Source organism: Pseudomonas putida (assembly GCF_050989985.1).
Classification (GTDB): domain Bacteria; phylum Pseudomonadota; class Gammaproteobacteria; order Pseudomonadales; family Pseudomonadaceae; genus Aquipseudomonas; species Aquipseudomonas putida_AI.
Window position 1 is genome coordinate 6,268,646 of record NZ_CP158815.1, and the last position, 24,609, is coordinate 6,293,254.

Below are 24,609 nucleotides of genomic sequence, written 5' to 3' on the forward strand. Positions count from 1 at the left end.
GCCTGCTCGCGATGCAGGCACCGCGGTCTATCTGATAAACCGCGGTGATGCTATCGCGAGCAGGCTCGCTCCCACAGGGATCAACTGTTGCCTGTCGTGTTAGAGCTGGCCGTCGCGATCGCGCAAGCCCAGCAGGTACAGCACACCATCGAGGCCCAGGGTCGAAATCGCCTGCTTGGCCGACTGTTTGACCAGCGGCTTGGCGCGGAACGCCACGCCCAATCCGGCAATCGCCAGCATCGGCAAGTCATTGGCACCGTCGCCGACCGCAATGGTCTGCTCCAGCCTCAAACCTTCCTTGTGCGCCAGTTCCTTCAGCAGATCAGCCTTGCGCTGCGCATCGACAATAGGCTCGATCGCGACACCGGTCACCTTGCCATCGACCACTTCCAGTTCATTGGCGAACACATAGTCAATGCCCAGCTTCGCCTGCAATTGCTTGGCGAAGTAGGTGAAACCGCCTGACAGAATGGCCGTCTTGTAGCCCAAGCGCTTGAGTTCGGCGAACAGGGTTTCGGCGCCCTCGGTCAGACGCAGCGAGGCGCCGATCGAATCCAGCACACCCACATCCAGACCTTTGAGCAAGGCCAGGCGCTCCTTGAAGCTGGCACGGAAATCCAGCTCGCCGGCCATGGCCCGCTCGGTAATTTCCGAGACCTTGTCGCCTACACCGGCCGCCTTGGCCAGTTCGTCGATGACCTCGGCTTCGATCAGGGTCGAGTCCATATCGAACACCGCCAGACGACGGTTGCGACGGAACAGCGAATCTTCCTGGAAGGCGATGTCGACGTTCAGCTCCTGGGCCACGCTGAGGAATTCGGCCCGCAACGCCTGTGGATCGGCCGCTTCGCCGCGTACGGAGAACTCGATGCAACCCTTGCCCTTATCGGCCGGGGTATCGAGTGGCATGCGCCCGGACAGTCGGTCGATGTGATCGATGTTCAGGCCGTACTTGGCAGTGATCGAACTCACGGCCTGCAATTGACCGGCGGTCACCTTGCGCGTCAACAGCGTCACGATGTGGCGCTTTTTGCCCTGGTTACCAACCCACTGCTGGTAATCCTGCTCGGACACAGGCGTGAAACGCACCTGCTGATCCAGCTCATAGCCTTTGAACAGGATGTCCTTGAGTACCGACCGACCCTGTTCGGTGTCGGGAATTTCAACCAGGATGCCGAACGACAGGGTGTCGTGGATCACCGCCTGACCGATGTCGAGAATGTTCACACCACCCTGGGCCAAAACGCCGGTAATGGCCGCAGTCAGACCCGGACGATCGGATCCCGTGATGTTTATCAGGACGATTTCGCGCAAGGCGCACCCCCGCAAGTGGAAAAAAACCGCATTCTACCCACTTTCAGTGACCATCGGGCACCGCGAGCGCTTTGCCGGTCTAGGGCCTGTCGCTATACTGCGCGTCAACTTCACGGACAAAAGAGCCGAGCTCAAGTGAACCGGCCCACGCCAGTAAAAACCGATAACTTCTTTCTGCTGATCTTCCGTGCACTGCGCCATCGCCGTGTACCGATTGCATTGCGCATTGCCAGTCATAACGTGATCCTGGTCGCTCTGGCCCTGGTGATCTATGCCGGCGTGATGGGCTTGCAGTTCAAGCAGGCCATGCACGAGCAGGCGGATGCGCTGGGTGAAAGCCTGACCACGCAGACCGCGACCTCCGCCACCGAGCTGTTGGTGTCCAACGACATCCTCAGCCTCAACGTGCTGCTCAACAACCTGACCAAAAACAAGCTGGTGGCCCACGCCGCCATCTACAGCATGGATAACCGCATCCTTGCCGAAGCCGGTCAGCGTCCCAAGCACGGCCTGCTGGGCGAGGCCGAAGGCATCTATCAGAGCAAGATCACCTTCCAGGACGTGACCGCCGGCCAGCTGCGCATCAGCCTGGACATGGATCAGTTCCAACAGCCGATGACCATCAGCCTGCAGAGCATGGGCATCCTGAGTGCGATCCTGCTGGCGCTGTCCCTGGCCTTGAGCCTGCGCCTGGGCCGGCACATCACTACACCTCTCCTGCAATTGCGAGTGTGGTTGCGCCACATCGACGAGCACACCCCGGGCACCGAACGCCAGGACGAGATCGGTGACCTGGCGCGCCAGCTGCACGCCGACTTCGCCCCGGAACCGGCCGAACCCGAGCCTGTGCCGGAACCCGAGTTCGACGACAACGATTACGACGATGCCGAACCCGGCTTCGACGAAAGCCGCCCGATGACTGCGGTGAAAGCTGCGCCACGGCGAGCAGTGAGCACCGTCGATGACGATGATGACGACGCTTTCGCCGATCTGCTCGATGATTCAGAGGACAGCCCGGCAAAAACGCCGGCCAAATCCAGCGTTCCGCAACACAGCGCGGTCCTGGCCGTACAGCTGGGCTCCCAGGAGCAATTGCGTCGCCTGCCCCGCGCCCGCCTGGAAGAACTGCTCAAGCGCTATCGTGACTGCCTCGACCAGGCTGCGTCGCTCTATCAGAGCGAACTGCATACCCTGAACGATGGCAGCACACTGATGCTGTTCCACACTGAGGACAGTGGCGACGACTACCTGACCAACGCCATCTGCTGCGGCGAGCTGCTGCGGGCACTGGGTCACCAGTTGCAGATCGAAGTCGCCGACAGCGGCATCACCCTGCAATTGCAGTTGGGCCTGACCCTGGGCGATGAGCTGTTCGGCCTGAGCCAGATCGACCTGCTGCTGACCGACCCTGCCCAGGATGCCCTGGCCCTGTCGCAACACAGCCGCAATCTGCTGCTGGTGGAGCGCAAGATCAGTGACGATGCGTTGATCCGTCAGCGTGCGCGCATCCGACCGATTGCCAGCCCTGAGGGCGCGTGCTGCGTGGAGCGTCTGATGGAGCCTTATCCGTCGATGCTCGAAAGGCAGCTGGCGCGGATGCATGAGCGCCGGGCATAAGCCTCAGCCCTAATGTGAAAAAGCCCGCACGCGAGTGATCGTCTGCGGGCTTTTTTGTCGCCTGTGCCGGCCCCATCGCGAGCAGGCTCGCTCCCACAGTGAGTCTTCGGTGAACACACTCTTTGCGGGCATACCCGATCAATTGTGGGAGCGAGACTGCTCGCGATGGGGCCGGGACAGACAGCAAAGATCTCCAACCTGCAGAAACAACAAAGCCCGCATCAATGCGGGCTTTGTTTTGTTTCGATCCAGACTTAGAAGCGGAACACTTCCATATCCGTGCGGATCGGTGCAGCCATCGGGATCTTCGGCTGTTTTTCCGCTTCCGCCGCAGGCGCCACAGGTTTGGCTGCCGGCTTTTTTGGCACTTCGGCAATTGGCGGCTGGTTGGCCAGAGGCTTGAGCGCAACCGACAACTGCTCGGCGAGTTTCTGCAACAACACACCCTGAGCCTGAACCTGCGCGGCCGTGGTGCCGGCGTGTTGCTCCTGAAGGTGAATGATGCGGTTGTCACGTACTTGACCACGACGATCGATCAGACGCCACTGGGCGTCGAGGATCGCCGGCTGCTTTTCGCCCGAATCCAGGCGAGTGATGGTCAGCAGCACCTGAACATCCGGGGTGAAACCCGTGGTAGCCGGTGCCAGCACGACACGCTGGCTGTCCAGGCGACCGGACACCTGACGCAGCAGCAACTGATCGATGTCCGAAGACAGGCTGCCCGCCCAACGACCATCGGTCGAAGCTTGCAGGCTGCCGTCAGGCTGACGTTGCAACAGGGTTTCACGCTGCAGATAGTCGGCAACGGTTACGGGCCCCAGCAATACCGCCATGCCAGCGCTTTGCGCAGGCTGAACCGGACTTCCGCTGTCCAGTTGATACAGCGACACCGGCTGGTGCACGCTGCAACCCGCCAGGCCAAGAATGCCGGCGAGCATGAAAATAAAAGGAAGGCGCAGAGCAGTCATCGTCCCCATCCAGGTGATCGCCATAAGGCCAATCACAGTGAAAATACTCAACAAATATGAAGAACGCTCGGCCACGCCGGCGCTTGAAAGGGCATATCATCCGTGAATATGCGCTCCGACTCCAGCGTCAAAGCGCCGATCTACGCGTTAAATCGTAGATCGAGCGCTCTGGGACGCTTAATTGAGGTTTTCGACGAGCAGCGCATCTACCCGCTGGAAGCCACGTGGCAACTTGTTGCCACGACGCCCACGCTCACCTTTGTAGTGTTCGAGGTCGTCCGCTTTCAGTGACAAGGTACGTTTTCCGGCCTGCAGCACCAAAGTAGCGCCTTCCGGTATGACGGCGATGTCCGTGACAAACTCTTCGCGACTGGCTACCCGCTCACCCGAAATCCCGATGATCTTGTTGCCTTTGCCCTTACCTAATTGTGGCAGATCGCTGATTTTGAAGATCAGCAGGCGACCTTCGGTGGTCACCGACGCCAGCCAGTTCTGCTCACGATCGGCTACCGGGCGCGGCGAAATCACTTTCGCGTTGTTCGGCAGGCTCAACAGCGCCTTGCCCGCCTTGTTCTTGGCCTGCAGGTCTTCACCCTTGACCACGAAACCGTAACCGGCGTCGGAGGCAATGACGTACAGCGCATCGTCTTCGGGCATCAGCACACACTCGAAGCTCGCCCCGGGCGGTGGCGTCAGACGGCCGGTCAGCGGCTCGCCCTGGCCCCGGGCCGATGGCAAGGTATGCGCGGCCACCGAATAACTGCGTCCGGTGGAGTCGATAAACACCGCAAACTGATTGGAACGCCCGGCTGCCGAGGTCTTGAAGCCGTCCCCCGCCTTGTAGGAAAGCCCGGTGGCGTCGATTTCATGACCCTTGGCGGAACGCACCCAGCCTTTTTCCGACAGAACGACAGTAATTTTTTCGTTCGGCAGCAGTTCGGTTTCGGTCAGGGCCTTGGCTTCGGCGCGCTCGACGATTGGCGACCGACGGTCGTCGCCATAGGTTTCGGCGTCCTTGATCAGCTCGCTGCGAACCAGCTTCTTCAGCTTGGCTTCGCTGCTCAGCAGGGCTTGCAGCTTGGCCTGTTCCTTGAGCAGTTCATCCTGCTCGGCACGCAGCTTCATTTCTTCCAGTCGCGCCAACTGACGCAAACGGGTATCGAGGATGTAGTCGGCCTGGATTTCGCTCAGGGCGAAACGCTCGATCAGCTTGGCCCGCGGATGCTCCTCGGTGCGGATGATGTGGATCACTTCGTCCAGGTTGAGGTAGGCAATCAGCAAACCATCCAACAGGTGCAGGCGGCGCTCGACTTTATCGAGGCGGAATTGCAGGCGCCGACGTACGGTCAGCACACGGAATTCCAGCCACTCCACCAGCAAGGCACGCAGATTCTTCAGCTGCGGCTTGCCGTCGAGACCAATGATATTGACGTTGACCCGGTAGCTGGACTCCAGGTCGGTGGTGGCGAACAGGTGCTGCATCAGCGCTTCATGATCGACACGGCTGTTGACCGGGATGATCACAATGCGGCACGGGTTCTCGTGGTCCGACTCGTCGCGCAGGTCCGCAACCTGCGGCGCCTTGGACGGCTTGGCCTGCATCATCGCGGCGATTTGCTCCAGGACCTTGGCCCCGGAGACCTGATGCGGCAGTGCCGTGACGACGATGTCGCCGTCCTCGATGTGATAAACCGCGCGCATGCGCACCGAGCCCTTGCCGCTTTCGTACATTTTCAGCAGTTCGGCGCGCGGCGTGATGATTTCCGCTTCGGTCGGGTAATCCGGGCCCTGGATGTGTTCGCAGAGCTGTTCGACCGTGGCCTTGGGCTCATCGAGCAGGCGCACGCAGGCGCTGGCGACTTCCCGCAGGTTGTGCGGCGGAACGTCGGTGGCCATGCCCACGGCGATGCCGGTGGTGCCGTTGAGGAGGATGTTCGGCAAACGTGCCGGCAACACCAGCGGTTCGTCGAGGGTGCCGTCGAAGTTCGGGCCCCAGTCGGCGGTGCCCTGCCCCAGTTCGCTGAGCAGCACTTCGGAATAACGCGACAGCCGCGCTTCGGTGTATCGCATGGCGGCGAAGGACTTGGGATCGTCCGGCGCACCCCAGTTACCCTGGCCGTCGACCAGCGTGTAGCGATAGCTGAATGGCTGGGCCATCAGCACCATGGCTTCGTAGCACGCCGAGTCGCCGTGGGGGTGAAACTTACCGAGCACGTCACCGACGGTACGCGCCGATTTCTTGTGCTTGGAGTCGGCATCCAGTCCCAACTCGCTCATGGCGTAGACGATGCGCCGTTGTACGGGCTTCAGGCCGTCGCCGATATGCGGCAAGGCACGGTCCATGATCACGTACATGGAGTAGTTGAGGTAGGCATTTTCGGTGAAGTCAGCCAGCGATCGGCGTTCTACGCCATCTAAGCTGTCTGCAAGAATGTCGCTCATGCGGGCCTCATCGGTTCGTTGTCTGGCGCAGCAGCATGGTGCCACCGCGCTGGGTAAATTCAAGTTTGTTCAGGGCGCTCATGCCGAGCAGCACCTGATCGCCATGCAGGCCGGGCGCCACCAGTGCACGGACATCCCGCAGCACGATGTCGCCCAGTTGCAGGCGGTCGATACGGGTGCGATAGCCCTGGCTCAGGCCGTTGGCCGTGCTCAGGGTCACACCGAAACCTTCTTCGAGCTTCAAGCGATTGGCCAGGTCCGCCGGGATCGCCACATCAGTCGCCCCGGTGTCGAGCATGAAATCCACTGGCTGGCCGTTGATATGGCCGCTGGCGACGAAATGCCCCTGGGCGTTGCTGACCAGTTTCACCTCGACAAAACCATCGCCCTGCTCCGAGCTGATCACCACATTCGGGTTCTGCTGGCGCTCTTCCCACTGACCAAAAAATCGCGTCGCCAGAAACAGCGCGGCGCACCACGCCACGATCAGCAACACCCGACCGGCGCGCTTGCCCGGCGCTTGCTGAGTCACGGCTTGGCGCTCCAGCCACCCTCAGGCGCGGCAAAGCGCCAGACGATCGGGCGTACCTCACCATCGGCGCGGGCATCATTGTTGTTATCGATACCGATCCAGGCGCCCTCTTCATCGATCACCAACGCTTCCGCCAGCCCAAAGGGCTGCGGGTAACGGCGATTTTCCTGCAACGCCTCCTTGGCATAAGACCAGCAGCGCTCGACCTTGGCCGTCACCGCGTCACGACGGCAGATCTCGTATGCATTGCGTTCGAGGGTAAACAGCTTGCCGTTGAACAGCGACAGGTCGGCGAAATCCCTGGGCATCGGTTTGGCCCCGGGAAACTGTGCAGGCTGCATTTCCTTTCCGGCTTCGCTCAGCAATACGCAACCACCATCGCAATCCCAGACAGTCTGCTTGCGCTTGATCAGCAACAATCCGCGGCTCTCGCGCTCGGCAGCCAGCCACAATCTGTCCCCTTCAGGACTGACCGCCAGGCCTTCGAACACCGCATTGAAGTTCAGCAACATACCCCTGGCCCGTGCTTCACGGACCATGAGCGGCGAAATTTTCAGCCAGGAAGTCGGCCCCGTTGGCGGAATCTGCAGCACGGCTGCGTGGGCCTCGCTGACGGCGTAGCGATTGCCGGCGCTGTCGCAAGTGATGCCTTCGAAATCCAGATCGCCGCCACGTACAAAGGACGCCACCCAGGCACGGGAACGCAGCCCCCAGGGCAAACCGCTGTCCGGCACGGGAGGAACACCGATGCCGACGGTTTCCGCGTGCCAGACACCATCGCCGGTTTCGAGGCGATAGATCTGGTCGTCGTCGCGATCGGATACCGCCCACAGTTCCTTGCCGCACTGGGCCAACCCCGACAGGTTGCCGCCGCGCATGCCTTCGACGGCATGCTCGGACAACAGTCGCAGTTGGGGTGCCGGCTCGGCAGAGACCGTGATCGAGGTCAGCAGCAACGCACACGCCAGGGCAAAGCCCTGACGCATCAGCTCAGCACCTCGGCCAGGTTGCCCTTGGACTCCAGCCAGGTTTTACGGTCGCCCGCACGTTTTTTCGCCAGCAGCATGTCCATCATTTCCGAGGTCGTGGCGAAATCTTCGCCCAAGGTCAGTTGCACCAGACGTCGGGTGTTCGGATCCATGGTGGTTTCACGCAGCTGCGGCGGGTTCATTTCACCCAGACCCTTGAATCGGGTGACCTGTGGCTTGCCGCGTTTCTTCTCGGCGACCAGGCGATCGAGGATGCCATCGCGCTCGGCTTCGTCCAGGGCGTAGTAAATTTCCTTGCCCAGGTCGATGCGGTACAGCGGCGGCATGGCGACGTAGACGTGACCGGCCTCGACCAGCGCGCGGAAGTGCTGGACGAACAGGGCACAGAGCAGGGTCGCGATATGCAGGCCGTCGGAGTCGGCGTCGGCAAGGATGCAGATTTTGCCGTAGCGCAGCTGGCTCATGTCCGCCGCGCCCGGATCAACGCCGATGGCCACGGCAATGTTGTGCACTTCCTGGCTGGCCAGCACTTCGCTGCCGTCGACTTCCCAAGTGTTGAGGATCTTGCCCCGCAACGGCAGGATCGCCTGGAACTCTTTATCCCGCGCCTGCTTGGCCGAACCGCCGGCGGAGTCACCTTCCACCAGGAACAGCTCGGAACGCATCGGGTCCTGCCCGGCGCAGTCGGCGAGTTTGCCCGGCAACGCCGGCCCCTGGGTGATGCGCTTGCGCTCGACTTTCTTGCTGGCTTTGAGGCGACGACCGGCGTTGTTGATCGCCAGTTCGGCCAGCGCCAGGCCGGTTTCCGGATGAGCGTTGAGCCACAGGCTGAACGCATCCTTGACCACACCGGAAACGAACGCCGCCGCTTCACGGGACGACAGGCGCTCCTTGGTCTGGCCGGAGAATTGCGGCTCCTGCATCTTCATCGACAGCACGAACGCGATGCGCTCCCAGACGTCTTCCGGCGCCAGCTTCACACCGCGCGGCAGCAGGTTGCGGAACTCGCAGAACTCGCGCATGGCATCGAGCAGGCCCTGACGCAGGCCGTTGACGTGGGTTCCGCCCTGGGCGGTCGGAATCAGGTTGACGTAGCTTTCCTGCACCGCGTCGCCACCTTCCGGCAGCCACAGCAGCGCCCAGTCCACCGCTTCCTTGTTACCGGCCAGGCTGCCGCAGAACGGCTCATCCGGCAGGCGTTCGAACTCGCTGACCGCGTCAACCAGGTAGGAACGCAGGCCGTCTTCGTAATGCCATTCGACTTTCTCGCCGGTGGCCTTGTCTTCAAAACTGACCAGCAGCCCCGGGCACAGTACGGCCTTGGCCTTGAGCACGTGCTTGAGACGGCTGATGGAGAATTTCGGCGAATCGAAGTACTTCGGGTCCGGGGAGAAGTACACGCTGGTGCCGGTGTTGCGCTTGCCGACGGTACCAACCACTTCCAGTTCGGTGGCCTTGAAGCCGTCGGCAAAGGTCATCTGGTATTCATTGCCGTCGCGCTTGACCCGCACTCGCACTTGCGTCGACAGGGCGTTGACCACGGAAATACCCACCCCGTGCAGACCGCCGGAGAACTGGTAGTTCTTGTTGGAGAATTTGCCGCCCGCGTGGAGCTTGGTGAGGATCAGTTCGACGCCCGACACGCCTTCTTCGGGGTGAATGTCCACCGGCATGCCACGACCATCGTCACAGACTTCCAGCGAGTGATCGGCGTGCAGGATGACCTGCACCGATTTGGCATGCCCGGCCAAGGCTTCGTCGACGCTGTTGTCGATGACTTCCTGGGCGAGGTGGTTCGGTCGGCTGGTGTCGGTGTACATGCCGGGGCGCTTGCGCACCGGGTCGAGGCCCGAGAGGACTTCGATGGCGTCGGCGTTATAAGAGCTAGCGCTGGGAGTGGCCATGGGGTCTCGTCGTCCTTCAGTGAAAAGCTGTTCAGTGAAAAAAATTCAGTACAAAAAGGGGCAACGCCTGCCGCAAGTTCAAAGCGCCGTGAAATCGATGGCCTGATACACATCCACCCCGATACCGGCAAAACTCAGTATGGCCGGAAGCCGCTCGGCAAAGCCTTGGAAACTGTGGTCGCCACCGGCCTGGATACGCAATGCACAGGCCCGGTAATACTGCTGGGCGAGGCGATAGTCCAACGTTTCGTCTCCGGTCTGCAACCACACCTGATAACGCTGCGGGTCCTGCGGTGCCGGCACTTCCAGCTCGGCCAAGGCCGTCACGTGGTCGTGGGTCAACTCCCAGGTCTCATCGGTATACAGGTTTTTCTGCGTTCCCAGGAATCCGTCGAACATCCGGTGCGGACTGACAGCAGGGTTGATCAACAGGGCTTTCAAGCCATGACGCTCGGCCAGATGAGTCGCATAGTAGCCGCCGAGCGAGCTGCCGACCAGCAATGGCCGACCCAGCTCGACAATCGCCTGTTCCAGCTGGCCAATGGCCTCGCGGGGATGGTGATGCAAAGCCGGGACACGCAGGTGATTGCCCAGGCCCAGGCGCCCCATCACTTCGCTCAACACCGTGGCCTTTTTCGAGGCGGGCGCGCTGTTGAAACCGTGGATATAGAGGATCGAGCCGGACATGAAGACTCCCTGTGGGTCGGGTAAAGAAGGAGGGAGTTTACTGTAGGAGCTGCCGAGTGCAACGAGGCAGCTCCTACGAGGGCTTTATCAGTAACCGTTGGAGCCGTAATCGACCTGGAAGTCGAACCCGGTCACCCGCTCTACGCCGGTTTCCAGCCGCCCATCCGGCAACAGGCGCAACCATCGATAACCAGGCGCCTGCTCCCCGACCTTGAAATCTTCGCTACCCGGTTCGAACTGAATGCAGGTCGAAGGCGAAGCCATCAGGCGCACGTCGTTACGCAATTGATCGATTTCCTGATGCACATGCCCCCAGAGCACGGCGCGCACCTGTGGAAAACGATCCAGCACCGCAAACAGTGCGTCGGGATTGCGCAGCCCGATCGGCTCCATCCAGGCACAACCGATCGATACCGGGTGGTGATGAAAGCACACCAGATGATGGCGCTGCGGCGCCTCGCTCAACGAGCGGGCCAGCAACTGCAACTGGTCGTCGCGCAAATACCCCGGCACCGAGCCTGGCACTGCCGAGTCGAGCAAGGTGACACGCCAGTTGCCAATGTCCACCACCGACTCCAGCAACGCACTTTCCACGGCGGCTTCGGCCATGATCAGCGGTTCGTCGTGATTGCCGGGAATCCAGCGTGCCGGCGCATCGAGCTGGCGGGTCGCGTCGCGAAATTGCTGGTAGGACTCCAGCGTGCCGTCCTGGGACAGATCGCCGGTAGCCAGGATCAGATCGATTCGCGGTTGCTGCATGCGCACCAGATCAATGACTTTTTGCAGGCTGTCGCGGGTGTTCATGCCCAGCAGCGCAGCGTCTGCCTCGGCAAACAGGTGGCTGTCGGAGAGTTGCACCAGCAACGCCGTGTCGGTGGTGGTCAATGTGGATACGCTCGGCAAGGCGTTCTCCCAGGGCGTGATCACGGGATGGGGTCAGTGGCGCAATTATGCTGGGGGATGATCGAAAAGGGGAATCGGCGAACCTGACGCAGTTCACAAGAACGTTAACGTACTACTTCGTACTCATGCCCCAGCGCCAGGCAATGGCTCAGCCACTCGCCCAGGAACATGTTCAATTGGGCCTTTTCATCAGGCTGGTGCATCAAGGCGTTCGGGTAAGGATAGATGCCGCGAAAGCGCCGGGCATGTTCGGCGCTGACCACTTCCGCCATGCAGGCGTCGTGATAGACCTGCACTTCCAGTTGCGGCACCGGCAACCAAGGCAGGCTGTGTTCCTGGCGCACTTGCAGGGTGGTGGTGTAGGGACAGACCTGCAGCACTTCCAGCGCCAGCACGCCGAGCATCTGGTCGCCATGGGTCACTGCGATGCGCCGCGCCGCCGGCTCGCTGCGCATGTCCGGCAACAGTCGCATCAGGCGCGCGTAGTTCGCCTCGCAGGACGCTTGCAGCCCCGCCAGGTCCACCCGATAGCGCTCGCGCAGCTTGTTTACGACCATAACCCCCTCACTTCAACGCGGTTCAAAGCCAGCCATTGCAAGGCAATGATTGTGGCCGCGTTGGCAATACGTCCGTCGCGTACGGCTTGCAGGGCATCATCAAAAGCCCACACCGTAACGCGGATATCTTCTGCCTCGTCCTCCAGCCCATGCAGGCCGCCGACCCCGGTTGTCTCGCAACGCCCCAGGTACAGGTGCACGAATTCATTACTGCCGCCGGGCGATGGAAAATACTTGGTCATCGGCCACAGCGCCCCGAATACAACCCCAGCTTCCTCCTGCCCTTCGCGGCGAGCAACTTCTTCCGGTTGTTCGTCCCTGTCGATCAGACCAGCGACCAGTTCGACCAGCCATGGATTGTCGGTCTTGCCCAAGGCGCCTACGCGAAACTGCTCCAGCAGCACCACTTCGTCGCGCTGCGGATCGTAAGGAAGGACACATACGGCATCGTGGCGGACAAACAATTCCCGGTTGATTTCACGACTCATGCCCCCCGCGAACAATTCGTGGCGCAAGTGCACGCGATCGAGCTTGTAGAAGCCCTCGAAGCACTTTTCGCGCCGAACGATATCGACGGCGGTCGGAATGGCATTGGCAAAATCAGTCATGACGATCCTCGTTACTACGCGTCCGATACGAGGCTCCTTTTTCCTGCAACCTCGACTTCGCGCCATCCTAACGCGCCCGCGCCGTTTGATGCAGCCCCTTTCCCGTCAGCGGGATAGACGGTGAAGGCGAAACCCACTCTAATTAGCTTAGTGGCGAACTGATTGCGTCGTTGAGAGTCGAAGCGGGTAACTTTTTGCCTTTCCCTGTTTTATGAAGGACACCCATGTCGCTTTTTAAAATTGCCTCCGCGGCCGCTATCGCCCTGACCCTGGGCGCCTGCCAGAGCCTGTTCCAGCCCAACTATCGCGTGCCGCTGGAGACTACCCGCGACGCCACCGAACAGCTCAAGCCAGGCTGCTCGGACCAGGACTGCCCGCTGGTGAACATCGACATCGTGCACTTTCCCGCCGAACCCGTGCTGGACAACGTCGTCGAAAAACGCCTGCTGCAAATGACCCGCACCTCGCCCGACAGCCCGGCCGCGCCGACGCTGGCGGCTTACCGCGAACAGTTCTTGCGCAACGCCGGACCGCGGTACAGCAGTTATCTGCAAGCCAAGGTACGCGAGCAGCATGACGGCTTGGTGATTGTCGAATTGTCCAGCTACCTGGACACCGGCGGTGCCCATGGCATGCCGGGGCGAGGCTTCATCAACTATTCACGCCAGGAACACAGGGTGCTGACGCTGTCGGACATGCTGGTGCCGGGGCAGGAAGAAGCGTTCTGGAAAGCCGCGCAGGTCGCGCACAACAGCTGGCTGATCAGCACCAAGCTCGATCAGGAGCCGGAGTTCGTCAAGAACTGGCCGTTCCAGAAAACCCAGAACGTGGCGCTGACCTACGGCGCGGTGATCCTCAAGTACGACACCACCACCATCGCGCCTTACGCGCTGGGCCATGTCGAACTGAAGATCCCCTACCCTCGTCTCAATGGCATTCTCAAGCCCGAGCTGTTTCCCGGCCGTAGCTGAAGGCACGGCCCAGCACCAGCTGCAACAGCCCTGCCAGGACCAGTGCCGGCAGGGTTGCACCGACGTCCGGGTACAGATTGGCCAACAGATGATAAGTGCTGATGCCGCCCAGCCAGGCGAGCAGCGCCGGCCAGCGCAACGCGGCTGAGGCTACCTGGCCACTGCGCTTGCGCAGGATGAAGTGATCCACCAGCACCACGCCGAACAGCGGCGCGAACACCGAACCGATCAGCAGCAGGAAGTTCTGGTACTGAGCCAGAGGCGCCAGCAAGGCGATCAAGGTGCAGACCACACCGATGGCCAGCGCCAGGTGCTCGACCTTCATGCGCAACAGGATCCCGCTGGACACCGCCGCCGAGTGAATATCGGCAAAGGCGTTTTCCGACTCATCGAGCAGGATCAGCAACAGCGGAATCCCAAGGCCAGCACCAGCCAGTGCCAGCAGCAGCGCATTGACTTCACCACTCGGCGCGAACGCCAGGGTGTAGGCCACGCCCAGGCTCATCAGCCAGAAGTTACCGATAAAGAAGCCGATCGCGGTGCCACCGAAGACGTTCTTCGCGCGCTTGCCGAAACGCGAGTAGTCGGCAATCAGCGGCAGCCACGACAGCGGCATGGCGATGGCGATGTCGAAACCCACGGCGAACGGCATCGAACCGTCACCGGCCTGGGCCCACAACGCGGCCAGGTCAGCCTTGGCAAAGAGGTTCCAGGTCAGCCAGGTGCAGGCGGCCAGCAGCAGCCAGATGCCCCACTTGCGCAGGATCTGCCGCACGAAAGTCAGCGGACCGCTGACGGCCAGCAGGGTCGCCAGGCCACCAAAGAACACCGTCCAGAGCAGCGGATTCGACAGCAGGCTGCCTTCGCTGAATGCACGCGCCCCCAATAGGCTGGCGGCGTCGCGCATGACGATGATTTCGAACGAGCCCCAACCGATCAGTTGCAGCAGGTTCAGCACCGCCGGCAGGCTCGCGCCCTTGGCGCCGAGGCTGAGCTTGAGTGCCGCCATCGACGACAGACCGGTATCGCTGCCAATCACGCCGACCGCGGCCAGCAGCAGAACGCCGACCAGGGTGCCGAGGAAAATCGCCAGCAACGAGCCGGACAGGCCAAGACCGGGCGCGAGCAAGGCACCGGTCTGCAGGACCATCAGGCCGATGCCGAGGGAGAACCACAGGGAAAACAGATCGCGGCCGCCGAAGACACGTTTGTCGGTCGGCACTGCGATATCGGGTGAATAAGTGCTGGGTTGAATGCTCAAGGGTGTTATCTCAGAGGGACATTTGTTGTTTTTTTGATCGCTTCGCGAGCAGGCTCGCTCCCACAGGAGAATGCATTCCAATGTGGGAGCGAGCCTGCTCGCGAAGAGGGCCTTTCAGGCCCCACCTTTTCGGGTCAGATCAAACTTTCTGGTACAGCTGACTGCCTTCCTGCTTGAAGCGCTCGGCCTGTTCAGCCATGCCTTGGGCGACGTCCACGTCGACCGCTTCGATCCGTTGGTTGGCCGCGTATTCGCGTACTTCCTGGGTGATTTTCATCGAGCAGAATTTCGGCCCGCACATGGAGCAGAAGTGCGCGACCTTGGCCGAATCCTTCGGCAGGGTTTCATCGTGATACGAACGGGCGGTGTCCGGATCAAGGCCCAGGTTGAACTGGTCTTCCCAACGGAATTCGAAGCGCGCCTTGCTCAGGGCATTGTCGCGGATCTGCGCGCCCGGATGCCCTTTGGCCAGATCGGCGGCATGGGCGGCGATCTTGTAGGTGATGATCCCGGTCTTCACGTCATCCTTGTTCGGCAGGCCCAGGTGCTCCTTCGGCGTCACGTAGCAGAGCATGGCGCAACCGAACCAGCCGATCATCGCCGCGCCGATGCCGGAGGTGATGTGGTCGTAGCCCGGCGCGATGTCGGTGGTCAGCGGGCCGAGGGTATAGAACGGCGCCTCGTCGCAGCACTCGAGCTGCTTGTCCATGTTCTCCTTGATCAACTGCATCGGCACATGGCCCGGGCCTTCGATCATGCACTGCACGTCATGCTTCCAGGCGATCTTGGTCAGCTCGCCGAGGGTTTCCAGCTCGCCGAACTGCGCTTCGTCGTTGGCGTCGGCAATCGAACCCGGACGCAGGCCATCGCCCAGCGAGAAGCTGACGTCGTAGGCCTTCATGATTTCGCAGATGTCTTCGAAATGGGTGTAGAGGAAGTTTTCCTTGTGATGCGCCAGGCACCACTTGGCCATGATCGAACCGCCGCGGGAAACGATGCCGGTCACGCGCTTGGCGGTCATCGGCACGTAGCGCAGCAGCACGCCGGCGTGGATGGTGAAGTAGTCGACGCCCTGCTCCGCCTGCTCGATCAACGTGTCGCGGAACAGCTCCCAGGTCAGGTCTTCGGCCACGCCGTTGACTTTTTCCAGGGCCTGGTAGATCGGCACGGTACCGATCGGCACCGGCGAGTTGCGGATGATCCACTCGCGGGTTTCGTGAATGTGCTTGCCGGTGGACAGGTCCATGACCGTGTCCGAACCCCAGCGAATGCCCCAGGTCAGTTTCGCCACTTCTTCTTCGATGGACGAACCCAGGGCGCTGTTGCCGATGTTGCCGTTGATCTTCACCAGGAAGTTACGGCCGATGATCATCGGTTCCAGTTCGGTATGGTTGATGTTGGCCGGAATGATCGCGCGACCGCGGGCGATCTCGTCACGAACGAATTCGGGGGTGATGATTTTCGGCACGCTGGCGCCGAAGCTGTGGCCGGCGTGTTGCTGGTCCAGCAGGCCGGCGGCGCGGGCCACTTCCAGCTTCATGTTCTCGCGGATGGCGACGTATTCCATCTCGGCGGTAATGATGCCTTGGCGGGCGTAGTGCATCTGGGTGACGTTGGCACCGGCCTTGGCGCGACGCGGATTGTTGACGTGGGCAAAACGCAGCTTGGTCAGTTCCGGATCGGCGAGGCGCTCCTGGCCGAAATTCGAGCTCAGGCCGCTCAGACGCTCGGTGTCGCCACGGGCTTCGATCCACGGCGAACGCACATCGGCCAGGCCTTTGCGCACGTCGATGATCACGTTGGGGTCGGTGTACGGGCCGGAAGTGTCATAGACCGTGACGGGTGCGTTGACCTCGCCACCGAAGTCGGTCGGCGTCACGTCAAGGCTGATTTCGCGCATCGGGACGAGGATGTCGGGACGGCTGCCCTGGACGTAGATTTTTTTCGAACGGGTAAACGGCTGAACCGATTGCTGATCGACCTTGGCCGAGTCACTCAGGTTGGTGGCGATCTTTTCTTTTATGGTCATCACGGGCTCTCCAGACAGCATCCAGGCAGTGGAATTTTGTCGGAGCGAACCTGTAAACGAATGGACGCACGGGCGCTGGAAAACCAGCTGTGCTGTGCTCAGTGCTCGAGGGTGTTCGATTGTCGAACAACATCCCGGACGAAGCACAAGAGGACTCGCCGGGTGACGAGAAATCTTGTTCCCTACGCAGGCGCTAACCTGATCAGGTTCAACGGGATCCGAAATTATTCGATCTCAGCCTCATAGCAAGGCACCCCGACAAGAACGGGGCCAGTCTAGACACAACTGGTCAAGAACGCCAACACCGCGATAAACACCGTGATGAATGGCGCAATTACCGGGAACGTCATGATTGTTGCCAAACGTACGTGCAACTACACTCGCAACGGCCATGCTGCGCATTGACGCTCCATGTGCCGCGCCGTAGCCTTGGCGCTCAAATTATCAGTGTAATTTTCTAGGGATCGCCGAATGCTGCGCAAACTCTCACTGGCCATTGCCGTGTCTTGTGCGTCCAATGGAATGGCCTGGGCAGCAGAAGCGCCCTTATCGACCAAGACCGACCTGGTCAGCGTTTATCAGGAAGCGGTGGATAACAACGCCGACCTCGCGGCGGCCATCGCCCAATACGGCGCGCAGAAAGAAGTCGTACCCCAGGCCCGCGCCGGGTTGCTGCCCAACCTGTCTGGCGGTGCCGATGTGACCGCCGTACGCACCAAGCTCGACCAGCCTTCGGCCACCGCCAACCGTGACGCCCATTCGTATCAGGCCACCCTGGCGCAACCGCTGTTCCGCGCTGATCGATGGTTCCAGTTCCAGGCGGCCAAGGATGTCAACGAACAGGCTGCGCTGCAGCTTTCGGCGACCCAACAGAACCTGATCCTGCAAACCGCCGACACCTATTTCAATGTGCTGCGCAGTCAGGACAACCTCGCCTCCACCAAGGCCGAGGAAGCCGCGTTCAAGCGTCAGCTCGATCAGTCCAATGAGCGCTTCGATGTCGGCCTTTCGGACAAGACCGACGTCCTTAACTCACAGGCCAGCTATGACACCGCACGGGCCAACCGCATCGTTGCGCAACGTCAGGTGGATGATGCGTTCGAAGCGTTGGTCACCCTGACCAACCGTCGATACAACTCGATCCAGGGCATCAAGCACAGTCTGCCGATCCTGCCGCCCGCGCCAAACGACGCCAAGGCCTGGGTCGAAACGGCTGCCCAGCAGAATCTCAATTTGTTGGCCAGCAATTACGCGGTCAGTGCCGCCGAGCAAACCCTCAAGCAACGCAAGGCCGGGCATGCGCCAACGGTCGATGCGGTGGCCACATACGAGAAAGGCGACAACGATGCCCTGGGCTTCAGCAACCCGAACGGCTTCCCACAACCGTTCCGTGGCCCCGTCGAGCAAACGTCGGTGGGGCTGCAACTGAACATTCCGATCTACAGCGGCGGCCTGATCAATTCCCAGGTCCGTCAGTCGTATGCCCAACTGGATCAGACCGAGCAGCAACGCGAATCCCTGCGCCGCTCCATCGTGGAAAACACCCGCGACCTGCACCGCGCGGTGAACACCGACGTTGAGCAGGTCCAGGCGCGCAAACAATCGATCATCTCCAACCAGAGTGCGGTGGAAGCAACCGAGATCGGCTATCAGGTGGGGACGCGAAACATCGTCGACGTGCTGGATGCGCAGCGTTCGCTGTACACCTCGGTCCGTGACTACAACAACACCCGCTACGACTACATCCTCGACAACCTGCGCCTGAAACAACAGGCCGGTACGTTGAACCCGGGGGATCTGCAGGACCTGGCGCGCTGGCTCAAGCCGGACTACAACCCGGACAAGGACTTCCTGCCGCCGGACCTGGCCAAGGCTGCGGCTGAACAGCTCAAAGCCCGGCCCTGAGAAAACCAATGTGGGAGCAAGGCTTGCCCGCGATGGCGTCCCTGAGATCGCCATCGCGAGCAAGCTTTGCTCCCACAGGGTATGCGTGCGGATCTAGCGTTTGATCAACCGCCCCAACCCATCCAGCAATCGCTGCAACGCCCCCTGATTGCTGCGCATCACCTTCAGCCCCGCCTCCGCCATACGCTGCGCATCCCGCGGCAACTCGAACAGACGTTGTACGGCCAGGGCCAATCCGTCGGCATCTTCCACTTCCTGCAACGCCCCGGCACTGCGCAACTGCGAGGCAATTTCGAGGAAGTTGAACAGGTGCGGACCGCTGAGTACCGGTTTGGCCAGCGCCGCCGGCTCCAGCAGGTTATGCCCGCCATTGGGCACCAGGCTGCCACCGACGAAAGCGCTGTCGGCCAGCGCGTAGAGAAACAGCAGCTCGCCCATGGTGTCACCCAGCAGCACCGAAGTGCCGGCGGTGACCGGCTCGCCGCTGGAGCGCCGGACCGTGGCGAACCCCTGCTGGCGGCACAATTCGAACACCGGATTGAAGCGCTCGGGATGACGCGGCACCAGAATCAGCAAGGCATCGGGATGGCTCGCCAGCAGTCGGCGATGGGCCGCGAGCACCACTTCGTCTTCACCGTCGTGGGTGCTGGCGGAGATCCACACCGGGCGTTCCTGCGCCTGCCATTGCCCACGTAGTTCGGCGGCACGCTGCAACAGTTGCGGGTCGATGGCCAGGTCAAACTTGATAGAGCCGGTGACTTCGACGGTTTCCGTCCGCGCGCCCAACTCACGGAAGCGCTGCGCCTCGGCTTCGGTCTGCACCGCGAACAGGCTCATCTCGGCGAGCATCGGCCCGGTCAACTTGCCGAAACGGCCATAGCCTCTGGCCGAGCGTTCCGACAGTCGTGCATTGGCCAGGGCCACGGGAATCCCGCGTTTGGCGCACTGGTGGATGTGGTTGGGCCAGAGCTCGGTTTCCATGATCACCGCCAGTTTCGGCTGGACCCGATCAAGGAAACGCTTCGCCGCGCACGGCAGGTCATAAGGCAGATAGCAGTGCTGGATGCGCGGCTCATTGGCGAACAGCGCCTGGATGCGCTCCGAACCGGTCGGGGTCATGCAGGTCACGGTAATCGGCAGCTGTGGATAACGTTGCAGCAGGGCGCGAATCATCGGCGCGGCGGCAATGCTCTCGCCCACCGACACCGCGTGCACCCAGATGCCACCGGGTTTCATCGCCGGCATGCCCCAGGAGAAGCGCTCGCCGATGCGCTTGGCATAAGCCGGCGCCTTGCGCGCCCGCAGCCACAGTCGAATCGCCACCAATGGCAGCCCCAGGTAAAACAGCGCGGTGTAGAGAGTTCTATTCATGGCGGCGGAGTTTATCGGTTTTTTCGCCGATCGCCTGCAAATGCACGGCAAAACGTTCGGCCAGCCAGCGCGCCGCAGGACCGAGCGGCTCATCGCGACGCCAGACCAGTTCCACCACCAGCGCTGGCGGGGTCCATTCGCTGTCCAACTCGACCATCTGGCCCTGGTAGGTCGGGTATTGCACCACATGACGCGGCAGCCAGGCCCAGCCCAGGCCACGCACCAGCCACTCGGCCATCACGTAGAAACTGTCCGCCCGCCAGACTTCCGGGCTGGCCGGCTCGCTGCCGGGATAAATGCTCGACTGGGTCGACATCAGCAACTGGCGATGCTGGGCCAGTTGCTGGCAATTGACCTGCGCCTGTTTCGCCAACGGATGACCGACGCCACAGACAGTGACCATTTCCACACTGCCGAGCACCCGCCGCTCCAGGGCTTCAGGGATCTGGTCGTGAAAGAACAGCAAGCCCAGATCGGCACGGCGCTCCACCAGTTTGCGCGCCACTTCGCCCTGGGCGGCGCTGGTCAATTGCACTTCAAGGCTGGGAAAGCGCTCGGCAAGTGCCTCGAAACTTTCGATGATCGGCTGATAAGGCATCGCCTCATCCTGGGCCAGCCGCAGGCGAGCTTCTTGCCCGCGCATCATCGCCAATGCCCGGCCATTGAGGCGCTCACACTGGCGCAGCACTTCCCGGGCCTCCTCCAGCAAGGCGGTACCGGCCTCGGTGAGCTTGGGCTGACGACCGCTGCTGCGGTCGAACAAACTCACGCCCAAATCTTCCTCCAGCAGCGCGATCGCACTGCTGACCGCCGACTGCGCCTTGCGCTGGTCTCGTGCCACGGCGGAAAACGAACGCTGCTCCGCTACGCTCACAAACAAGCGCAACTGCTCCAGATTCCATTGAATGTTCATGACCAACCCATCTTCAGAACAGATAGGTAATGACTTTACCGCATCTGGGGAATCTCTAGAATGCCGACCTCAGAGAGCAACACTTCACACGAGGATTGAACCATGACCGCTTACTACTACCTGGCCATAGCCATCTGCGCCGAAGTGATTGCCACTGTTTCGATGAAAGCCGTCAAAGGCATCAGCACCCCACTGCCGTTGATCCTGGTCATTATCGGTTATGGCATTGCCTTCTGGATGTTGACCCTGGTGGTGCGCAGCGTGCCTGTGGGCGTGGCTTACGCCGTATGGGCCGGCATGGGCATCGTGATGGTCAGCGTGGCCGCGCTGTTTCTCTATGGGCAGAAGCTGGATGTGCCGGCCATGCTGGGGATGGCGTTGATTGTGCTGGGGGTTGTCGTCATCCAGCTCTTCTCCAAAAGCACAGGGCACTGAAACCCGAACACCATCCTCTGTGGGAGCGAGCCTGCTCGCGATGACGGCAGTAGATTCAACATCTCTGTTGCTTCATACACCGCTTCGCGAGCAGGCTCGCTCCCACAGGTGCAACAGCCCCTCCAATCTTCGAGTCTGTATACTGCGCCCTTGTCTTGAACACTCGAGGTCGCTGCATGCCATCCGTTATTTCCACCGACGTTCTGATTGTCGGCGCTGGTGTCGCCGGCCTCTGGCTGAATGCGCGCCTGCGCCGCCAGGGGTTTTCGACCGTGCTGGTGGAAAGCGCCAGCCTCGGCGGCGGGCAGAGCATCAAGTCCCAGGGCATTATTCACGGCGGCGCCAAATACGCCCTGCACGGCGCCCTCACCGGCGCCTCGGAAGCCATCGCCGACATGCCCCGCCGCTGGCGTGAGGCCCTGGCCGGCAACGGCGAGCTCGACCTGTCCGGCGTGCGCCTGCTCTCCGAAGCCCATTACCTGTGGTCCCCCGGCACGATCGCCGGCAATCTCACCAGTTTCTTCGCCAGCAAGGCCGTGCGTGGGCGCGTCGATCAGGTCAAGGGCGATCAACTGCCCCCTGCCCTGCAAGACAAGCGCTTCAAGGGCAAGGTCTATCGCCTGGCCGAATTGGTGATCGACGTGCCAAGCCTGATCCAGCGCCTGGCCGACCTGGCGGGCGATGGCTTGCTCGCCGGGCAGAAGATCGAACCGCTGCTGGAAGGCGGCGTACTGGTCGGGCTCAAGGTGGACGAGCGGGAAATTCGTGCGCAACGCATTGTCCTGAGCGCCGGCGCCGGCACGGCCTCCTTGCTCGAAGCACTCGGCCTGAGCCATCCGGCCATGCAACGCCGCCCACTGCACATGATCATCGCCAAGGGCCCGGGCCTCAAACCGCTGTACGCCCATTGCCTGGGCGGTGGCACCAAACCGCGCCTCACCGTGACGACCCACCCGGCCGCCGACGGCCAGTGGGTCTGGTACATGGGTGGCGATATTGCCGAAGCCGATGGCGTGGCTCGCGAGCCCGCCGAACAGATCGCCACCGCGCAGAAAGAACTCGGCCAGTTGCTGCCCTGGATCGACCTGAACACCGCTCAATGGGCCACTTTGCGTGTGGATCGCGCCGAGCCGCTGCAGTCGGGGCTGACCCGCCCCGACAACGCATTCCTGGCCGAAGAGGGCCGACTGCTGGTGGGCTGGCCAACCAAGCTTGCCCTGGCACCGGACTTTGCCGACCGCGTCATCGACAGCCTGACCCGCGACGGTATCCAGCCGGGTCCGGCAACCCCGCTGCCAGAATTGCCGAAGCCGCCCCTCGGAGTGCCGGCCTGGGAGCAACTGCTGCCATGAGCCAACCGACCCTGCACGATCTGCATCGCCCCTTGGGCAGCACCGGCCTGCTGGTTTCGCCGCTGGGCCTGGGCACGGTGAAGCTCGGCCGCGATCAAGGGGTGAAGTACCCCAACGGCTTTCAGATCCCTGATGACGACGACGCACGCAGGCTGCTCAAGCTCACCCGCGACCTGGGCATCAACCTGATCGACACCGCCCCGGCCTACGGTCGCAGCGAGGAACGTCTCGGCCCGTTGCTGCGCGGGCAGCGCCAGGACTGGGTCATTGTCAGCAAGGTCGGCGAAGAATTTGCCGACGGACAGTCTCGTCACGATTTCACCGCCGCCCACACGCGACTGTCAGTGGAACGCAGCCTGCAACGCCTGGAGACGGATTTCATCGATCTGGTGCTGGTGCATTCCGACGGCAACGACCTCGCGATCCTCAACGACTGTGAGGTTTACGCAACCCTCGCGGCGCTCAAGGCCGAAGGCAAGATTCGCGGATTCGGCTTTTCCGGCAAAACCGTCGAGGGCGGTTTGAAGGCTCTGGAGCAAGGTGATTGCGCGATGGTCACCTACAATCTGAACGAACAGAACGAAAAGCCCGTCATTGACTATGCTGCTGCTCACGGCAAAGCCATTCTGGTGAAAAAAGCCCTCGCCAGCGGTCATGTATGTCTGAGCCCGGGTGTGGACCCGGTGCGCGCGAGTTTCGAATTGCTGTTCGAACATCCGGGTGTTGCCAGTGCTATTGTCGGGACCATCAATCCGCTGCACCTCGCCCACAATGTCTCGACCGTAGCCCAGATCCTACGTAGCAACTGACGCCGCCCTACGCGGCCTTAAGCAGGAGCCGACATGCCGCGTACGCTCATCAGAAAGAATCCGAGCAACTTCAAGACCCTGCCGTTATTCGTCGAAGCGACTCCCGAAGGCCTGTGTTACCAGAGCGTCGGGAGACCGCTGAACTTCTCCCAGATCCTGCAGCGCCGCCGCCCGGTGACGGTCGCCGATAACCAGCGTTTTGCCCTGGAACTGGCCAACCTCGGGGTTTCGGTGCGCCTGACCCTGCATTGGCAGAATCGCGATTACTGGGTGCTGGTTCGCCAACGTCGACAGGACCGTGGCGATGTGGTGCTCAAGCTGATCTCCGGTTATGTGCCAGCCCATGAACTGAACCTGCCACTGCATACGGCCATTCAGGAAATCGCCGAGGAATGCCTGCTGGAAACACCGGAAGGCTGGCTCAATGGTCGCTTCAACGACACCTGGCTGCCGGCGCCCTATTCGTCGGCGCTGCACTATCGCGAAGCGCTGCCCTTTCGCCTGTCGCCGCTGTCGGGGTCGGCACGACCGGTACGTTGCGCCAACCTGCAATTGATCGAACGCCCACGGGCCTATGTGCACCTGCCCACGGCCTCCTTGCAGCTGATCTACGATTTGCGCCTGGACGTGCCCCGGGAAGCCAAGTCCCTGAGTCTGTTCCATGTCGACGAGCGCCTGGAAGGCGATCAACTGGTGGCCCGCCTGGACCGCAAGCGCCCCGACCTGTACCTGATGCCCTTGCAGGACGGCCATCCTTTGGCCGAGCTCTACACATTGAAGAAGGATCAACTGTACCCGGCGAGCACCCGCGGGCTGTACCTGGCCGAAAGCTTTGCCCGGCAGGAAGGGTGGCTGGTCAAGGAAGAACGGATTCGCTGGAAGGATTGGGTGCGGCAGCAGGGTTTGACACCGCCGGGGAAAAATTCGGGGCTGGCGCTGCTGGGCGGAAAGGCAAAACAGCTGCTGAAGAAGATCGTGCCGCGTAAAAAAGTCAGCTCTTAAAGAAAAAGATCGCAGCCTGCGGCAGCTCCTACATTGGAAT

At 61.6% G+C, this 24,609-nt stretch carries 21 protein-coding genes and 1 riboswitch; of the genes, 7 read left to right on the plus strand and 14 right to left on the minus strand.

Annotation, left to right across the window (positions count from 1 at the left end; all coding sequences use genetic code 11):
* Nucleotides 1-99 precede the first annotated feature (99 nt).
* Nucleotides 100-1,314, minus strand: a complete 1,215-nt coding sequence (gene serB, locus ABTV29_RS28655) for a phosphoserine phosphatase SerB (protein ID WP_110966054.1) — start codon at nt 1,312-1,314, stop codon at nt 100-102.
* Nucleotides 1,315-1,449: 135 nt separating this feature from the next.
* Between serB and ABTV29_RS28660 the strand changes: the two genes are divergently transcribed.
* Nucleotides 1,450-2,931, plus strand: coding sequence for an AhpA/YtjB family protein (locus ABTV29_RS28660; protein WP_433767889.1), 1,482 nt, complete (start codon nt 1,450-1,452; stop codon nt 2,929-2,931).
* Between the two features lie 254 nt (nt 2,932-3,185).
* On the opposite strand, the gene ABTV29_RS28665 is transcribed toward ABTV29_RS28660, so the two are convergent.
* The 9 genes from ABTV29_RS28665 to ABTV29_RS28705 all read right to left on the minus strand — a co-directional run bounded on the left by ABTV29_RS28665 (nt 3,186) and on the right by ABTV29_RS28705 (nt 12,521).
* The gene (locus ABTV29_RS28665) at nt 3,186-3,899 is read right to left on the minus strand and encodes a PqiC family protein (protein ID WP_433767890.1); all 714 of its coding nucleotides are present in this window, start codon (nt 3,897-3,899) and stop codon (nt 3,186-3,188) included.
* 177 nt (nt 3,900-4,076) lie between these two features.
* Nucleotides 4,077-6,341 (minus strand): DNA topoisomerase IV subunit A, encoded by a 2,265-nt coding sequence (parC, locus tag ABTV29_RS28670; RefSeq protein ID WP_433767891.1) that lies wholly within the window; start codon nt 6,339-6,341, stop codon nt 4,077-4,079.
* A 7-nt stretch (nt 6,342-6,348) separates the two neighbouring features.
* Nucleotides 6,349-6,873: a retropepsin-like aspartic protease family protein gene (locus tag ABTV29_RS28675; RefSeq protein WP_433767892.1), complete on the minus strand. Its 525-nt coding sequence runs from the start codon at nt 6,871-6,873 to the stop codon at nt 6,349-6,351.
* Complete coding sequence (locus ABTV29_RS28680) at nt 6,870-7,859, minus strand: esterase-like activity of phytase family protein (protein ID WP_433767893.1); 990 nt, start codon at nt 7,857-7,859, stop codon at nt 6,870-6,872. The genes ABTV29_RS28675 and ABTV29_RS28680 overlap by 4 nt, the downstream gene beginning before the upstream one ends.
* A complete protein-coding gene (gene parE / locus ABTV29_RS28685; RefSeq protein ID WP_433767894.1) occupies nt 7,859-9,766 on the minus strand; it encodes a DNA topoisomerase IV subunit B in 1,908 nt (635 codons plus the stop codon). Before parE ends, ABTV29_RS28680 begins: the two co-directional genes overlap by 1 nt.
* A 78-nt stretch (nt 9,767-9,844) precedes the next feature.
* Nucleotides 9,845-10,453 carry a YqiA/YcfP family alpha/beta fold hydrolase gene (locus ABTV29_RS28690; protein ID WP_433767895.1) on the minus strand — a complete coding sequence of 203 codons (609 nt, stop codon included), beginning with the start codon at nt 10,451-10,453 and terminating at the stop codon, nt 9,845-9,847.
* Nucleotides 10,454-10,540: 87 nt separating this feature from the next.
* On the minus strand, nt 10,541-11,356 hold the full coding sequence (gene cpdA / locus ABTV29_RS28695; RefSeq protein ID WP_433772056.1) for a 3',5'-cyclic-AMP phosphodiesterase: 816 nt from the start codon (nt 11,354-11,356) through the stop codon (nt 10,541-10,543).
* A gap of 104 nt (nt 11,357-11,460) precedes the next feature.
* On the minus strand, nt 11,461-11,913 hold the full coding sequence (locus ABTV29_RS28700) for a DUF1249 domain-containing protein (RefSeq protein WP_433767896.1): 453 nt from the start codon (nt 11,911-11,913) through the stop codon (nt 11,461-11,463).
* Entirely contained in the window at nt 11,904-12,521 is a 618-nt protein-coding gene (locus tag ABTV29_RS28705) for an NUDIX domain-containing protein (RefSeq protein ID WP_433767897.1), read from the minus strand. The genes ABTV29_RS28700 and ABTV29_RS28705 overlap by 10 nt, the downstream gene beginning before the upstream one ends.
* Nucleotides 12,522-12,745: 224 nt before the next feature.
* Here ABTV29_RS28705 and ABTV29_RS28710 point away from each other — a divergent pair, with 224 nt between their 5' ends.
* Nucleotides 12,746-13,492 (plus strand): RsiV family protein, encoded by a 747-nt coding sequence (locus tag ABTV29_RS28710; RefSeq protein WP_433767898.1) that lies wholly within the window; start codon nt 12,746-12,748, stop codon nt 13,490-13,492.
* Here the strand turns inward: ABTV29_RS28710 and cytX are convergent.
* Nucleotides 13,461-14,753, minus strand: a complete 1,293-nt coding sequence (cytX, locus tag ABTV29_RS28715) for a putative hydroxymethylpyrimidine transporter CytX (protein WP_433767899.1) — start codon at nt 14,751-14,753, stop codon at nt 13,461-13,463. The genes ABTV29_RS28710 and cytX overlap by 32 nt on opposite strands.
* Before the next feature lie 139 nt (nt 14,754-14,892).
* Nucleotides 14,893-16,782, minus strand: coding sequence for a phosphomethylpyrimidine synthase ThiC (gene thiC, locus ABTV29_RS28720; RefSeq protein WP_433767900.1), 1,890 nt, complete (start codon nt 16,780-16,782; stop codon nt 14,893-14,895).
* Nucleotides 16,783-16,944: 162 nt separating this feature from the next.
* Nucleotides 16,945-17,050, minus strand: a riboswitch (TPP riboswitch).
* 203 nt (nt 17,051-17,253) lie between these two features.
* On the opposite strand from thiC, the gene ABTV29_RS28725 reads away from it, so the two are divergent.
* Nucleotides 17,254-18,687, plus strand: a complete 1,434-nt coding sequence (locus tag ABTV29_RS28725; protein WP_433767901.1) for a TolC family outer membrane protein — start codon at nt 17,254-17,256, stop codon at nt 18,685-18,687.
* 93 nt (nt 18,688-18,780) lie between these two features.
* On the opposite strand, the gene waaA is transcribed toward ABTV29_RS28725, so the two are convergent.
* Nucleotides 18,781-20,058, minus strand: coding sequence for a lipid IV(A) 3-deoxy-D-manno-octulosonic acid transferase (gene waaA / locus ABTV29_RS28730; protein ID WP_433767902.1), 1,278 nt, complete (start codon nt 20,056-20,058; stop codon nt 18,781-18,783).
* Complete coding sequence (locus ABTV29_RS28735; RefSeq protein ID WP_433767903.1) at nt 20,051-20,971, minus strand: LysR family transcriptional regulator; 921 nt, start codon at nt 20,969-20,971, stop codon at nt 20,051-20,053. The genes waaA and ABTV29_RS28735 overlap by 8 nt, the downstream gene beginning before the upstream one ends.
* Nucleotides 20,972-21,073: 102 nt before the next feature.
* Here ABTV29_RS28735 and ABTV29_RS28740 point away from each other — a divergent pair, with 102 nt between their 5' ends.
* The 4 genes from ABTV29_RS28740 to ABTV29_RS28755 all read left to right on the plus strand — a co-directional run bounded on the left by ABTV29_RS28740 (nt 21,074) and on the right by ABTV29_RS28755 (nt 24,569).
* Nucleotides 21,074-21,406: a DMT family transporter gene (locus ABTV29_RS28740; RefSeq protein WP_433767904.1), complete on the plus strand. Its 333-nt coding sequence runs from the start codon at nt 21,074-21,076 to the stop codon at nt 21,404-21,406.
* A 176-nt stretch (nt 21,407-21,582) separates the two neighbouring features.
* Entirely contained in the window at nt 21,583-22,758 is a 1,176-nt protein-coding gene (locus ABTV29_RS28745; protein ID WP_433767905.1) for an NAD(P)/FAD-dependent oxidoreductase, read from the plus strand.
* A complete protein-coding gene (locus ABTV29_RS28750; RefSeq protein ID WP_433767906.1) occupies nt 22,755-23,567 on the plus strand; it encodes an aldo/keto reductase in 813 nt (270 codons plus the stop codon). Before ABTV29_RS28745 ends, ABTV29_RS28750 begins: the two co-directional genes overlap by 4 nt.
* A 33-nt stretch (nt 23,568-23,600) precedes the next feature.
* Nucleotides 23,601-24,569: a metal ABC transporter ATPase gene (locus ABTV29_RS28755; RefSeq protein ID WP_433767907.1), complete on the plus strand. Its 969-nt coding sequence runs from the start codon at nt 23,601-23,603 to the stop codon at nt 24,567-24,569.
* Nucleotides 24,570-24,609: the final 40 nt, after the last annotated feature.

What these genes read in the sequence shown, in the direction of transcription:
- ABTV29_RS28665 (WP_433767890.1), bottom strand. Translation starts at nt 3,899, where the DNA reads ATGACTGCTCTGCGCCTTCCTTTTATTTTCATGCTCGCCGGCATTCTT.
- parC (WP_433767891.1), bottom strand. Translation starts at nt 6,341, where the DNA reads ATGAGCGACATTCTTGCAGACAGCTTAGATGGCGTAGAACGCCGATCG.
- ABTV29_RS28680 (WP_433767893.1), bottom strand. Translation starts at nt 7,859, where the DNA reads ATGCGTCAGGGCTTTGCCCTGGCGTGTGCGTTGCTGCTGACCTCGATC.
- parE (WP_433767894.1), bottom strand. Translation starts at nt 9,766, where the DNA reads ATGGCCACTCCCAGCGCTAGCTCTTATAACGCCGACGCCATCGAAGTC.
- ABTV29_RS28690 (WP_433767895.1), bottom strand. Translation starts at nt 10,453, where the DNA reads ATGTCCGGCTCGATCCTCTATATCCACGGTTTCAACAGCGCGCCCGCC.
- ABTV29_RS28700 (WP_433767896.1), bottom strand. Translation starts at nt 11,913, where the DNA reads ATGGTCGTAAACAAGCTGCGCGAGCGCTATCGGGTGGACCTGGCGGGG.
- ABTV29_RS28705 (WP_433767897.1), bottom strand. Translation starts at nt 12,521, where the DNA reads ATGACTGATTTTGCCAATGCCATTCCGACCGCCGTCGATATCGTTCGG.
- ABTV29_RS28710 (WP_433767898.1), top strand. Translation starts at nt 12,746, where the DNA reads ATGTCGCTTTTTAAAATTGCCTCCGCGGCCGCTATCGCCCTGACCCTG.
- thiC (WP_433767900.1), bottom strand. Translation starts at nt 16,782, where the DNA reads ATGACCATAAAAGAAAAGATCGCCACCAACCTGAGTGACTCGGCCAAG.
- ABTV29_RS28725 (WP_433767901.1), top strand. Translation starts at nt 17,254, where the DNA reads ATGCTGCGCAAACTCTCACTGGCCATTGCCGTGTCTTGTGCGTCCAAT.
- waaA (WP_433767902.1), bottom strand. Translation starts at nt 20,058, where the DNA reads ATGAATAGAACTCTCTACACCGCGCTGTTTTACCTGGGGCTGCCATTG.
- ABTV29_RS28735 (WP_433767903.1), bottom strand. Translation starts at nt 20,971, where the DNA reads ATGAACATTCAATGGAATCTGGAGCAGTTGCGCTTGTTTGTGAGCGTA.
- ABTV29_RS28740 (WP_433767904.1), top strand. Translation starts at nt 21,074, where the DNA reads ATGACCGCTTACTACTACCTGGCCATAGCCATCTGCGCCGAAGTGATT.
- ABTV29_RS28745 (WP_433767905.1), top strand. Translation starts at nt 21,583, where the DNA reads ATGCCATCCGTTATTTCCACCGACGTTCTGATTGTCGGCGCTGGTGTC.
- ABTV29_RS28750 (WP_433767906.1), top strand. Translation starts at nt 22,755, where the DNA reads ATGAGCCAACCGACCCTGCACGATCTGCATCGCCCCTTGGGCAGCACC.
- ABTV29_RS28755 (WP_433767907.1), top strand. Translation starts at nt 23,601, where the DNA reads ATGCCGCGTACGCTCATCAGAAAGAATCCGAGCAACTTCAAGACCCTG.